The 13,107-nt window shown below is 74.8% G+C and carries 11 protein-coding genes; 6 read left to right on the top strand and 5 right to left on the bottom strand.

Features of this window, described 5'->3' with window-relative positions; all coding sequences use genetic code 11:
* Nucleotides 1-40: 40 nt before the first annotated feature.
* From ABT026_RS31175 to ABT026_RS31190, 4 genes are all read right to left on the bottom strand, one after another.
* Nucleotides 41-931 (bottom strand): hypothetical protein, encoded by an 891-nt coding sequence (locus tag ABT026_RS31175; protein ID WP_351118561.1) that lies wholly within the window; start codon nucleotides 929-931, stop codon nucleotides 41-43.
* Between the two features lie 81 nt (nucleotides 932-1,012).
* The gene (locus tag ABT026_RS31180; RefSeq protein ID WP_351118562.1) at nucleotides 1,013-2,542 is read right to left on the bottom strand and encodes a hypothetical protein; all 1,530 of its coding nucleotides are present in this window, start codon (nucleotides 2,540-2,542) and stop codon (nucleotides 1,013-1,015) included.
* Between the two features lie 576 nt (nucleotides 2,543-3,118).
* Nucleotides 3,119-4,537, bottom strand: a complete 1,419-nt coding sequence (locus ABT026_RS31185; protein WP_351118563.1) for a HEAT repeat domain-containing protein — start codon at nucleotides 4,535-4,537, stop codon at nucleotides 3,119-3,121.
* Nucleotides 4,538-4,873: 336 nt separating this feature from the next.
* Nucleotides 4,874-5,266 (bottom strand): ankyrin repeat domain-containing protein, encoded by a 393-nt coding sequence (locus tag ABT026_RS31190; RefSeq protein ID WP_351118564.1) that lies wholly within the window; start codon nucleotides 5,264-5,266, stop codon nucleotides 4,874-4,876.
* Between the two features lie 452 nt (nucleotides 5,267-5,718).
* On the opposite strand from ABT026_RS31190, the gene ABT026_RS31195 reads away from it, so the two are divergent.
* Together ABT026_RS31195 and ABT026_RS31200 are read left to right on the top strand one after the other, a co-directional pair.
* Nucleotides 5,719-5,913 carry a hypothetical protein gene (locus ABT026_RS31195; protein ID WP_351118565.1) on the top strand — a complete coding sequence of 65 codons (195 nt, stop codon included), beginning with the start codon at nucleotides 5,719-5,721 and terminating at the stop codon, nucleotides 5,911-5,913.
* Nucleotides 5,914-5,995: 82 nt separating this feature from the next.
* Nucleotides 5,996-7,705, top strand: a complete 1,710-nt coding sequence (locus ABT026_RS31200) for a hypothetical protein (RefSeq protein WP_351118566.1) — start codon at nucleotides 5,996-5,998, stop codon at nucleotides 7,703-7,705.
* Between the two features lie 169 nt (nucleotides 7,706-7,874).
* Here ABT026_RS31200 and ABT026_RS31205 read toward each other — a convergent pair whose 3' ends face one another.
* Nucleotides 7,875-9,374 carry an SCO1417 family PLP biosynthesis transcription factor gene (locus tag ABT026_RS31205; RefSeq protein ID WP_351118567.1) on the bottom strand — a complete coding sequence of 500 codons (1,500 nt, stop codon included), beginning with the start codon at nucleotides 9,372-9,374 and terminating at the stop codon, nucleotides 7,875-7,877.
* A 97-nt stretch (nucleotides 9,375-9,471) separates the two neighbouring features.
* On the opposite strand from ABT026_RS31205, the gene yczE reads away from it, so the two are divergent.
* The 4 genes from yczE to ABT026_RS31225 all read left to right on the top strand — a co-directional run bounded on the left by yczE (nucleotide 9,472) and on the right by ABT026_RS31225 (nucleotide 12,931).
* Complete coding sequence (gene yczE, locus ABT026_RS31210) at nucleotides 9,472-10,137, top strand: membrane protein YczE (RefSeq protein WP_351118568.1); 666 nt, start codon at nucleotides 9,472-9,474, stop codon at nucleotides 10,135-10,137.
* A complete protein-coding gene (locus ABT026_RS31215; protein WP_351118569.1) occupies nucleotides 10,134-10,904 on the top strand; it encodes a glycerophosphodiester phosphodiesterase family protein in 771 nt (256 codons plus the stop codon). The genes yczE and ABT026_RS31215 overlap by 4 nt, the downstream gene beginning before the upstream one ends.
* Nucleotides 10,905-10,940: 36 nt before the next feature.
* Entirely contained in the window at nucleotides 10,941-12,287 is a 1,347-nt protein-coding gene (locus ABT026_RS31220) for an MFS transporter (RefSeq protein WP_351118570.1), read from the top strand.
* A gap of 266 nt (nucleotides 12,288-12,553) precedes the next feature.
* A complete protein-coding gene (locus ABT026_RS31225) occupies nucleotides 12,554-12,931 on the top strand; it encodes an RNA polymerase-binding protein RbpA (RefSeq protein WP_108957122.1) in 378 nt (125 codons plus the stop codon).
* Nucleotides 12,932-13,107 lie beyond the last annotated feature (176 nt).

Here is a 13,107-nt window from a genome sequence, read left to right on the forward strand (position 1 = left end):
GGGTGTCAGGCGGTGGGGGCGGGGCGGCCGGTCGGCGGGCTCAGGAGTGGAACGGCAGTCCGGCGTCGGCGACCAGGTCGAGGTCCTCGGCGTCGTCCGGCGGGAGCAGGGTGGCGGAGCCGTCGGAGACCGGGACCACGCCGAGTTCGAGGAGTTCGCCCATGGCCGCGCTGCTCGCCATGTCGCGCACCTGGAGCTGGTAGCGGGCGGTGGTGCGGTAGGTGCCGCCGCCCTCGTCGCCGGTGCGCTGCAGGAAGCCGGAGTCGGCGAGGAAGGCGACCGCCTTGGCGACGATGCCGGTGGTGGAGCCGGCCAGACGCCTAGAGTCCTTGGTGGCCCCGGTGGCACTGCGGCGCGCCCAGACCCGCCACGCGGCCTCCAGGCCGGGGGCGTCGCTGGCCGGGTCGGTGTTCTCGCCCTGTTCCTCGGCACGCTGCTCGAGGCGGCGGCATGCCTGGCGGACGAAGGCGTCCACGCCGTTGACGGTGATCCGGCCGATGTAGCCGTCGTAGGCGAGGTCCTCCGGCCGGGGGAAGGCCAGGGCGGCGACCGCGAGGTGGGCCAGGCCGTGCAGGAAGCGGTCGGCGGTGTCGGAGGCGGCGCGGCGGGCGTAGTCGCCCATCCGGACGGCGAAGACCGAGCCCTCGGCGGCGGTCACCGCCATCCCGGCGCGCGGCGAGACCTCCAGGACGATCAGGCCGAGTCCGGTGGCGACGGCGTCGGCGAGCCGGGCGAACGGCGGGTCCTCGCGGTAGCGGCGCAGCAGGTCGGCGTACTCCTGGTCGCGGGCCGGCTGCAGCTTGGGCTGGAGCCCGAACGCGACCAGGCGGGCCGCGTCGGACGTGTCCGCGGGCGACACGGCGGGCGTGCCGGCGGCGGCGCCCTGCGGGGCGGTCGCCGTGGGCTCGCTCCACTCGGCGGACTCGGTCACTGCTGGTGCTCCTCGGTGCGGTCGTACACGTGCGGGAAGTGCGGGCGGCGGGCGGTGGGGCCGGGGTGGTCGGCGGGCGGCTCAGGCGGAGTCGCGCCGGTCGGCCGCCATGCCCGCCGCGTCCAGCAGGGCGGTGCCCACTATCAGGTCGGCGCCGCCGAACTCCGGGTCGTCGAGTTCGGCGCCGTCGTCCACCGCGAACAGCAGGCGGGGCTCCCCCTGCCGGTAGGCGGTGCCCACCGGCGGGCTGGCCGCGTGGATCGCGAGCAGGGCGACCAGGTAGGGCAGGTCGGGGTCCTGGCGGCGGGCCTCGGCGAGCAGTCCGGACAGGCGCCGGGGCGCGTCCGGCGGCAGGTCGAGCAGGTCGTTGGCGGCGGCCAGCTGCTCCTCGCTGAACCGGCTGTCGTCCGGGGTGGCGATCAGGTCGGGCTCGGGCATCTCCGCGCCCAGGTGCTCCCGCTCGGCGGGCGGGGTCAGCAGCAGGTCGACCAGGTCGCCCATGCGCACCGAGCCGGGCGTGCGCAGGCCGGTGCCGTGGGCGAAGAAGGCGTCGGTGACCCTGATCGACTGCTCCAGCGGCAGGGGCAGGACGGGCGCGAGGAGCTGTCCGTACAGGTCGGTGCCGGCCGTGCGGGCGGGCGTGGCGAAGGCCTGGCGGTCCTGCTCGGCGCGGAACAGCGGGCCGGCCTCCAGGAGCCGCGACTGCAGCTGCGTGTGGCGGCGGATGCAGTCCTTGACGATGTCCACCAGCTCGGCGGCGCGGCGCTTCTGGCCGGGGTCCTCGGACTCGTCCCTGGCCTTGCGGATGTTGGTGAGGATGGCGTTCTCGTGCCGGTACCGGTCGGCGACGTGCTCCAGCGCCTCGGCGATCATGTCGGGCACGGTCCGCAGCCAGTCGACGGCGCGGACGTTGCGCCGGGTGGCCTCCAGGGCGCGGCGCAGCGTCTCCGAGTACTGCACCGTGCGGTAGCGGGCCTGTTCGGCGGCCAGCTGGGCGTCGGCGAGGCGTCCGCGGTTGATCAGCACCTCGAGCTTGACCTCGGCGGCGATCTGGGCGCTGGTGACGTCCGTGTCGAGCGCCCCGACCAGGACGTTCACGGCCTCGTCGGTGGTGCGCAGGTACACGCCGCCGCCGGGGCCGGGTACCTCCTCGATCAGCTTGAAGTCGTAGTCGCGGCGGACGTAGACGCCGTCGGCGGTGAAGGTGCCGTAGACGGCGCGGAACCCGCGGTCGACGCTGCCGACGTTGATCAGGCTCTCCAGCACCCAGCGGGCGACCCGCTCGTGCTCGGCGGCGGGGCGGCGGGGCGCCTGGGCGGCGACGCGGGGGGTGAGCCGGGCGACGATCTGCTCGTGGTCGGCGCCGGTGTCGAAGTCCATCGTGAGGGTGACCAGGTCGATGGCGGCGAGGGCCACCTCGGCCATGCCGTACACCGAGAACTCGCCCGAGAGGTTCGCCTTGCGGGCGTCCAGGTCGTGCAGCGGGGCGGTGCAGGCGAGGGCGCGCAGTCGCCGGGCCAGGCCCTCGTCGGCCGCCGGGCCGACGGCGAGGCGCGGCAGCGCGGAGCCGGGGCGGGGCAGTTCGACGGGGTGGGTCACGGGCGAGGTCACGGTGCACAGACTAGGTCCTCGGGGTGACACCGGTCGAAACGGCGCGTATGTGACGACGGTCGTCACGGGGGCGGCACGGCGCTTCCGCCGACCGGTGAGCCGACCGGTGAGGTGGGCGGCGCTCCCGGGCCGGCACGGGAGGGCGGCACGGGGAGGACGGCGCGGGGCGGCGGCGCAGGGACATGGTTCCTGCCGCGTCACCGGCCTTCGTCGGGGTCCGCGCCGCGGACCGGTCCCTTCCCCCGGCGGCCGGACATCGCCCGCCGGCGGCCCCGGCACCCGGCCGTCCACCCCTCCACGGCTCAGCCCCTCAGCACCGCCACGCCTCCAGGCCTCCGCGGCTCCGCGCAGGTCGGACCCCACCGAAGCGGAGGACCGCACGAGACCGGTGCCGCAGGACCACGCCCCAGCGGTGCCGCGCGGTCGCCCTGCCGGTGCCCGCTCGGCCGCGCTGCCGGAGCCGGCGCGCCACGGCTGCCCCGAGTCCGATCGGCCGCCCACCGGGAGCCGGACCGGAAACGGCGCCGCCCGCCGCCGCCCCGCCGTCGCCCCGGCGACGGGCAACGCGCAGCGGATCTAGGCGGCGGACTTGTCCGTGGCGATGCGGGAGCGGACGGCGAGCTGGACGTCGTCCTCCTCGGCGGGGTCGGCCGCGAGCCGGCGGAGGCGCTCGGCGACCCGGGCGTCGCCCGTCTCGGCGTGCCGCGCGGCCAGTTCCCGCGTGGACTCCTCGCAGTCCCACAGGCACTCGACCGCGAACCCGGCCGCGAAGGACGGGTCGGTGGCGGCCAGCGCCCGCGCGGCCCGGCCGCGCAGGGACGAGGAGGCCGTCTCGCGGTAGACGTGCCGCAGCACCGGCGCGGCGCAGCCGATGCCCAGGCGGCCGGCGCCGTCCACGAGGGTCCACAGGGTCGGCGCGTCCGGCCCCTCGGTGCGTACCGCGGTCCGCAGCGCCGCGAGCACCAGGGCGCCGTCCCGGGCGTCGCCGCGCAGGGCGAGCACGCGGCCGGCGGCCGCGCCGAGCGGGTCGGGGCGGTGGGACCAGGCGCGGGCCGCGTCGACGGCCGCGGCGGAGCGCATCCGCTCGAAGGCGTCGACGGCGGCCTCCTGGACAACGGAGGAGCCGTCCGCGACGGCGGCGTCGACGAGGTCGAGGACCAGCGGGTCGCCGGTGTCGGCGAGGTGGCGCAGGGCGGCGGCGCGGGCGCCGTCGGGGCCGGACCTGGCGGCCTCCAGGAGTTCGGGGCGGTCCTCGGGGCCGGCCACCGCGAGCAGGCAGCGGGCGGCGGGCGCCTGGAGCTGCACGCCCCGCTCGGCTCCATCCTGGGCCCAGTCGAGGATGGCGCGCACGCCCCAGGAGGGCCGTGGGCCGGTGGAGTCGAGCTGGCGTTGCCAGCGGTCGAAGCTGGCGGCGTCACGGGCCACGCGGACCCGGTCGCGGACGGCGGGGCGCGGGTCGTCGGCCCACAGCCGCCAGGGCCGGGGCTCGAAGGCGTCACGCACCACGCCGGCCAGCTCGGCGTCGCCCGCGGCGTCGGCGGGGAACCGGGCCAGCACGGGCTCGGCCAGGGCGCGCAGGCCGGCGTCGTCGTCGCGCAGGGCGAGCTCGTCGAGGGCCCAGGCCCAGTTGGAGCCCTGGGCCGCGTAACGGCGCAGCAGGTCCAGGGCGTCACGACGGCCGTAGGAGGCGAGGTGACCGAGGACCGACAGGGCCAGCCCGGTGCGGTTCTCCTCGGTGTCCAGGACGTCGTCGGGCCCGAAGAGATGGGCCTCGACGGCCGCCAGGGCCCCGTCGAGGTCGAGATAGAGCCTGGCGTAGTAGAGGGAGCGGTTCTCCAGCTGCCAGTCGTGGCGCGGATCGTGGAGCACGCACCCGTCGAGGGCCGCCAGCGCCTCGGCGCGGGGGGCGGTGAGCGCGTGCAGGGTCCCGTCGCCTCGGCCCCGCTGGAGCAGGCCGAGCAGGGTGCCGCTGGGCGCTATGACCGGATCGAACATGGGAAACAGCCTCACATCAAGCGTCGACGCAACCGGGAGATCACTGCACCTGGCCGCGACAACACGTCCGGGCTCCCGCCGTTTTCTGCTCGTGGTAGACCATTTTCCTCTGCCTCTCGTCTGTGGTCCTCACGGACCGCTCACGGCCCACGCGGTTCGGCAACTCCTGCCCAACCGTCGCGTCCGTGAATCACCAGGCCATCATGACTCGCCGGTTCGCCGCGTGGCGACCGGATTTCGGTGGGGGCGTCCGGAGCGTCCCCCTCGGCCGGCGTCCGCCCTCGGTCGCCGGGGTCCCGCCGTCGCCCGAGGTCAGGGCGGTGCGGCGGCCAAGGGTCAGGCGGCGCCGAAGAGTTCGAGCACCTCTGCCCGTCCGAACATGCGGGCCGTGTCGACGGCCGAGGGGGTGCCCGCGGCCGGGTCCGCGCCGCCGGCGAGCAGGGCCCGGACGACCTCGGCGTCCCCCTTGAAGACCGCGCCGGCCAGCGGCGTCTGCCCCCGGTCGTTGACCCGGTCGGCCTGGGCGCCGCGGTCCAGCAGGGCCCGGACCGTCTCCGCGTGGCCGTGGTAGGCGGCGAGCATCACCAGACAGTCGCCCCGGTCGTTGGTGAGGTCCGCCGGGACGCCCGCGTCGAGGTACCGGACGAGCGGCTCGGTCTCGCCCTTGCGCGCCATCTCGAAGACCCTGGTCGCGAGTTCCACGACCTCCGGGTCGGGGGCTTCGCTCATCGCCCGGTCCGCCTCTCTCCTCGTGTCCGTACGGGGTGGTGTCCACGGTGCCGTCGGCCCGTACCGCCGTCCGGCGCAACGGCCGGCGGGGCGCGTCCGGGTGGACGTGACCCCGCAGAGCCTACGGCGTGCGGGCGGAAGGCCGGTCGAGGGCTCACGTCCGGGCGTGCGCACCGGAACACACGCTCCACCGTACGAGTGAAACGACGACATGCCGGAGGCGGCTGCCCGGGTCCCGGGAACACGGCGGTGAGGATCATCGGCGTCCGCCCGCGGCCCCCGCCGGGGCGGCGGTGTACGCCATCGGGCACACGGAACCCCGCACGACACCTCCACCAACCGGGGGAAAACGTCAGGAAATCACTCAGTTGCACCTTTTGTCGTATCGATACATGCTGTGATCCTGGAACAACTCGTGGTGACTGTCCCCACCCGAACACCAGGAGATCCCCATGATCCTGTCCATCTCCGGCGTCGTGCTCTTCGGCATCATCGTCGTCCTCTTCTTCAGGAAGGACGGCCTCAAGGGCTCGCACGCCGTCGTCTCGGTCCTGTTCGGCTTCTACCTGTCCAGCACGGCCATCGCGCCGAGCATCAAGGCCGGCGGCGAGAGCCTGGCGAGCCTGCTGGGCGGACTGAAGTTCTGACCCGGGCGGCGGCCCCGCCCCGCCTTCCCTCCCCCGCACACCCCGCGACCCACCGCGGTCGGCACGGAACCAGGAGATCTCAGTGGCCCGGCGCCCCCTCCCCCGCATCCTGACCAACAGCGGCGCACGCGTCGCCCGCGGCCGGGAGCTGGCCCGGACGGCGGGCGCCGGGGCCACCGACGTGCTCCATCCGCTGATCACGGTGGCCCGCGGGCTGGGCCGGCTGGCCGTGGCGGCCCGCCGGCGGTGGGCGGCCGCGCCCAAGGACCGGCGCGGGCCCCTGCTGTTCCTGGTGGCGTCGGTGCTGCTGGTGGTCGTGCTGACGCCCTACGGCCCGGTGCTGGCCGCCGCCGCGACCATGGCGGCGGCCGCGTGGAAGGGCCGCGACGGCGCGGGCCGCCGGCCCCCGGGCACCCCGGACGAGGACCAGGCCCGGCGTCTGACGTCGCTGTACGAGGCGCTGGTCCCCTACTTCTCCGCCGCCGAGGATCCCGCGCCCCTCTACGCGCACGGCGGGGAGTGGCAGGGTCCCTTCGAGGCCCACGAGTTCGACGACACCGGCCGGGTCTCCCGGCTGGTGCTGCGTTATCCCGCCTACTTCACCGACGGTGAGCCCGAGGCGCGCGCCCGGGTCGAGCAGCTGCTGCACGCCAAGGCCGGGCGGGGGCGCGAGTACCGGTTCGTCTGGGACGAGGAGGCGAACCGGCTCACCCTGGAGGTGCTGCCGCCGCTGCCCGCCGACCTCACGGCACAGGCGTTCGTCACCGCGCCGGGCGAGACGGTCCTCGGCTTCACCGACCCGACCGAGGTCTCCCGCACGCTCCCGCTGGGCGAGGGCGAAACGGGCCGGGACGTGCCGCCGGTGGTGTGGCGCACCGGCGCCCGCTCCACCGAGCCGCACCTGCTGGCGCTCGGCTCCCCCGGCAGCGGCACGTCGACGCTGCTGCGGTGCGTCGCCCTTCAGGCGCTGCGCCACGGCGACGTGCTCATCGTGGACGGCGGGGCCGCCGGGGAGTACGCCTGCCTCACCGGGCGCAACGGCGTGGTCGCCGTGGAGTGCTCGCCCGCGGGCGCCCGGGCCTCGCTGGAGTGGGCTTCGCGGGAGACGGAGCGCCGGCTGATCGCCGCCAACCGGGCCCGGCAGGCCGGACTCCCCGTGCCGGAGGACTCCCGGCGGCCGCTGTGGATCGTGGTCGACCGCCCCGCCGCGCTGGGTCACCTGGCGGCGGCGGAGGGCGGGTCCGACCCGCAGGCGCTGCTCCAGGTGCCGCTGCGGCACGGGCGGGCGGCCAACGTCACAGTGGTGGTCGCGGAGCACCTGGAGAGCGCGGAGGCGCTGAGCGAGGCGGTACGCCAGCACACCCGGGCGCGGGTCGTGCTGGGCCCCGCGTCGGTGGCCCAGCTGGCGGCCGTGCTGGGGGCGGCGCCCCGGACCACTCCGCCCGCGCTGGTCCCGCCCGGGCGGGGTTACGCCCGCCTCGGCGCCGGACCGGTGCTGCGGATGCAGGTCCCGACGACGCCGGACCCGTACGACGAGACGGCCGACGAGGCACATCGCGCGGCCGTGCTGGAGCTGCTCCCGCCGCGGGCCGCCGGCACGACCGGAGGAACCGGGGGGACGGGGGCGACCCCCGGCTCGACGGGCGCCGCCGAACCGGTCAACGAGGCGGTCGAGCCGCCCGAGGTCGCCGGAGTACCGGCGGTCGACATCGTGAAGGACCCGAAGACCCTGGACGAGCCGCACCTCGCCCCCGACCCGGAACCGGCGGAACCCGCCCGGGCGGAGCTGTAGGAGAAAGGCCCGCCTCCGAGGGAGGCCCGGCCCGCCGGGCGACCGCCCGCTCGCCCTTCCTCACGGACGCCCACCTGCGGGCGGCACCCCGCGGACGGGCGCCGGAAGGCTCCGGCGACCGCCCCTGGGCGAGGTCCTCGCCCCATCAGGCGGGCGAGGACCTCCCTCCTCAGGCGACGAACGTGCGGGTCGGTTCCGGGCCCAGGTGGGCGCCGGAGGCGACGAGGCGGGCCGCCGCGGCCAGGCGCGCGGCCGCCTCGTCGGCGAGCGGGCCGGCCACGGTGAACGGCAGCCGGACGTACCCCTCGAAGGCCCCGTCGACCCCGAAGCGGGGCCCCGAGGGCACCCGGACGCCGACCCGCTCCCCCGCGACGGCGATCCGGGAGCCGGAGAGCCCTCCCGCCCGGACCCACAACGTGAGCCCGCCGGACGGCACCGCGAACTCCCAGTCGGGCAGCTCCCGCCGGACCGCCGCGACCAGCGCGTCCCGGTTCCCGCGGGCCTGGGCGCGCCGCCAGGCGACCGCGTCCGCCCACTCCCCCGTGTCCATCAGCCAGGCCACCGCGAGCTGCTCCAGCACCGGGGTCCCGAGGTCCGCGTACGCGCGGGCGGCGACGAGCGACCGGACGATCTCGGGCGCGGCCCGCACCCAGCCGATCCGCATGCCCGCCCAGAAGGCCTTGCTGGCGGACCCCACCGTGATCACGGAGGAACCCGCGGGGTCGAAGGCGCACATCGGCCGCGGCAGTTCGACGTCGTCGTCCAGCGGCAGCTCCCGCATGGTCTCGTCGGCGACCACCACCGTGCCGGCCGCGCGCGCCGCGTCGACCAGCATCCGCCGGCGTTCCTCGTCGGCGAGCGCGCCGGTGGGGTTGTGGAAGTCGGCGACCACGTAGGCCAGCCGCGGCGCGGACTCGCGCAGCACCTGCCGCCAGCGGTCCATCTCCCATCCGGCGAGCCCCTCCCCCATGGCCACCGGCACCAGCCGGGCCCCGGCCTCCCGGATCAGCTGGAGGATGTTGGCGTAACTGGGGGACTCGACGGCGACCCGCTCGCCCCGGCCGGCGAAGAGGTGGCAGATGGCGTCGATGGCCCCCATGGCGCCGGTGGTGACCATGATCTGCTCCGGCATGGTGGGCACCCCGAGCTCGGTGTACCGCCGGGCGATGGTGGCCCGCAGGGCGGGCAGTCCGGCCGGGTAGTCGCCGTGCGTGGTGGCGTAGGGCGGCAGCTCCCCCAGGGCGCCCTGGACGGCGCGGGTCAGCCAGGGTTCCGGGGCGTTGAGCGCGGCGGTGCCGAGGTCGATCAGCGTGCCGAGGGACTCCGGCGGCAGCGGCTCGAGACCGCGGGCGGGCAGCGGGTTGCCCGGCGGCACGGCGGTCCAGCTGCCGGCGCCGCGCCGGGACTCCAGGAAGCCGTCGGCGCGCAGCGCCTCGTAGGCGGCGGCGACGGTGGTCCGGCTGACCGAGAGCGCGAGGGCGAGCTCCCGCTCGGCGGGCAGCCGCGCGGCGACCGGCACCCGTCCCTCCAGGACCAGCAGCCGGATGCCGTCGGCGAGGGCCCGGTACGCGGGAGGGCGCCGTCCGCCCGGCGCGGAGGGCCGCTCCTGCTGCGAGGCGAGCTGCCGCGCCAGTTGGGCGGCTCCCACCACGGAGGTCCACCGTTGCATCCGTCCAGTCCACCTTCCGCGAATTGGCCCTGTCGAGCCGCAGGACACGAGCCACAGAGTGGCATGCGCCGGTCCAACATCACCACAGGGGGTCGCCTTGCTCGCCCGACGTCTCGTCCAGCTCTACCTCGGCCTCACGCTCTACGGGGTCAGCACCGCGCTCCTGCTGCGGGTCGAACTGGGCCTGGAGCCCTGGGGTGTCCTCAACCAGGGAGTCTCCGAGCTGACCGGCCTGACGGTGGGCACGGTCTCGATCCTGGTCGGCGCGCTGGTCCTGCTGCTCTGGATACCGCTGCGGCAGCGCCCCGGCCTCGGCACCGTCTCCAACGTGTTCGTCGTCGGTCTCACCATGGACGCCACCCTCGCCCTGGTCCCCGTCACCGACGCGCTCGCGGTGCGCTGGCCGCTGCTGCTCGCGGGTCTCGTCCTCAACGGCGCGGCCTCCGGGCTCTACATCGCCGCGGGCTTCGGCGCCGGCCCGCGTGACGGGCTGATGACCGGGCTGCACCGCCGCACCGGCCGCTCGATCCGCAGCATGCGCACCGCGATCGAGGTCGTCGTCGTGCTGACCGGCTTCCTGCTGGGCGGCACCGTGGGCGTCGGCACCCTCCTGTACGCCCTGGCCATCGGTCCGCTGGTGCAGTTCTTCCTGCGCCGGTTCACCCCCGCGGCCCCCCTGTCCCCCGTGGCCCCCGCGGCGGCGGCCGTGGCCACCGCCCCCCTCTGCTCCGCCGAGCCGCCGAGCGGGATACTGCGACCGTGACGACGACCCGCACCCCGCACCCCTACCTGGACCACCCCGGTCCGATCCCCTTCGCCCACCGCGGCGGGGACGCCGACGGGCTGGAGAACACCGCCGCCCAGTTCCGCCGTGCCGCCGACGCCGGGTACCGGTACATGGAGACGGACGTCCATGTCACCGCGGACGGCGTCCTGGTCGCCTTCCACGACGACACCCTGGACCGGGTGACCGACGGCGCCGGCCGGATCGCCGAGCTGCCCTGGAGCGAGGTCCGGCAGGCTCGGGTCGCCGGGCGGGAACCGGTGCCGCTCTTCTCCGAGCTGCTGGAGACCTTCCCCGAGGTCCGCTGGAACGTGGACGTCAAGGAGGAGGGCGCCCTGCTGCCGCTGCTGGACGTGGTGGAACGTACGAACGCCTGGGACCGGGTGTGCGTCGGGTCGTTCTCCGAGTCCCGGGTCGCCCGGGCCCAGCGGCTGGCCGGGCCGCGGCTGGCCACCTCCTACGGCACGGCCGGCGTCCTCGGCCTGCGGCTGCGCTCCTGGGGCCTCCCCGTCGGGCTGCGCGCCTCCGCGCTGGCCGCGCAGGTCCCGGTCGCCCAGTCCGGCGTCCCGGTGGTGGACCGCCGCTTCGTCCGGGCCGCCCACGCCCGCGGCCTGCAGGTCCACGTCTGGACGGTCAACGATTCCGTAGAAATGCACAGGCTCCTGGACCTGGGGGTCGATGGCATCATGACCGATCACATCGACACGCTGCGCGCGGTCATGGAGGACCGGGGCACCTGGGTCTGAGCGTGCGCGGCTCCCACGGCGCGAAGCGAGGATCGGGTGGGCAGCATCACAGTGCAGACGGGGGCGGCCGGCACGGCCGACGGACGTCGGCGCGAACAGCGCGGCTGGTACTTCTACGACTGGGCCTGCTCGGTCTACTCCACCAGCGTGCTCACCGTCTTCCTCGGCCCCTACCTGACCTCGGTCACCAAGGCCGCCGCGGACGACGAGGGCTTCGTCCATCCCTTCGGCATCCCCGTGAGCGCGGGATCCTTCTTCGCCTACACGGTCTCGCTGTCGGTAATCGCCGCCGTGCTGCTGATGCCGCTGGTCAGCGCCGTCGCGGACCGCACCGGCCGCAAGAAGCCGCTGCTGGGCGCCTTCGCCTACCTCGGCGCCCTCGCCACGGCCTGCATGTTCTTCCTGGACGGCGACCGCTACCTGCTGGGCGGCGTGCTGCTGATCGTCGCCAACGCCTCGCAGTCGGTGGCGGCGATGCTCTCCAACGCGTTCCTCCCACAGATATCCACGCCGGAGGAGCGCGACGCCGTTTCCTCCAAGGGCTGGGCCTTCGGATACGCGGCGGGCGCGCTGATGCTCGTCCTGAACCTGGTGCTGTACACGATGCACGACTCCTTCGGCCTGACCGAGTCGGTGGCGGTCCGCATCTGCCTGGCCTCGGCGGGCGTGTGGTGGGGCGTGTTCGCGCTGATCCCGCTGCGCCGCCTGCGCGACCGCAGGGTCGAGGTGACCGAGACCTCCGCCTCCGCCCCGCGCCGTCTGCTCGAGACGCTGCGCGACATGCGGCGTCACCCGCTGACGCTCGGCTTCCTGCTCGCCTATCTGGTCTACAACGACGGCATCCAGACGGTGATCTCGCAGGCGGCGATCTTCGGCTCCGAGGAGCTGGGCCTGGAGCAGTCCACGCTGATCACGGCGGTGCTGCTGGTGCAGGTGCTGGCGGTGGCCGGCGCGCTGGCGCTCGGGCGGATCGCCAGGCGGTACGGCGCCAAGCGCACCGTCCTCGGCTCGCTCGCCGCGTGGACGCTGGTCGTCGGCACCGCCTACTTCATGCCGTCCGGGAACGCCGTCTGGTTCTTCGCCCTGGCGGCCGGGATCGGCCTGGTGATGGGCGGGAGCCAGGCGCTCTCGCGGTCCCTCTTCTCGCACCTGATCCCGCCGGGCAAGGAGGCCGAGTACTTCGCGGCCTACGAGATCAGCGACCGGGGCACCAGCTGGCTCGGCCCCCTGGTCTTCGGACTGACGTATCAGCTGACCGGCAGCTACCGGGACGCCATCATCTCGCTGGTGATCTTCTTCGCGCTCGGATTCCTGCTCCTCGCTCGCATACCCGTGCGGCGTGCCGTCGCCGAGGCGGGGAACACGGTTCCGGAGAAGCTCTGATGTTTTTGGCGGCGGAGATGGCGGGGCGGTAGTGTACGCGTTTGGCCTGCCAGGCGTACCGTTACTGCGCGACAAAGACGCCGCAACGTCGAGTGACATCTCCTGCCAGATGTGACAAACCGGGCAATGGTGGGTACAACAAGGGGCGGCTACGACGGCGACGCATTGGCGCGGAACGGGAATCTTTACCGCCGACCGGACGTTGAGCCGGATGACGACGACAGCGACACCTGTCCTGTGGGCGACAAGCCCGGGAGGCACGATTCATGAGTGAGCGAGCTCTTCGCGGCACGCGCCTCGTGGTGACCAGCTACGAGACCGACCGCGGCATCGACCTGGCCCCGCGCCAGGCGGTGGAGTACGCATGCGAGAAGGGGCATCGTTTCGAGATGCCCTTCTCGGTCGAGGCGGAGATTCCGCCGGAGTGGGAGTGCAAGGTCTGCGGGGCCCAGGCACTCCTGGTGGACGGCGACGGACCGGAGGAGAAGAAGGCGAAGCCGGCCCGTACGCATTGGGACATGCTCATGGAGCGTCGTACCCGTGAGGAGCTCGAGGAAGTTCTCGAGGAGCGACTCGCGGTGCTGCGTTCCGGAGCGATGAACATCGCCGTTCATCCCCGCGACACGCGCCGCAAGTCGGCGTAGGCCTCGCCGCGGCCCAGCGCCGCGAACCGCACACGGCCGCGGGCGTCGTACGTGTTCTCACGTACGACGCCCCCCCCCCGTGTGGGGGGGCCCCCCCGGGGGGGCGCCGGGCCCGGGGGCGAAGCCGACCAGGGCCGAAATGAAGTTGGCGCCCAAACCCGCGGGCGGGTCCGCGA

Source organism: Streptomyces sp. NPDC002734 (assembly GCF_040295685.1).
Classification (GTDB): domain Bacteria; phylum Actinomycetota; class Actinomycetes; order Streptomycetales; family Streptomycetaceae; genus Streptomyces.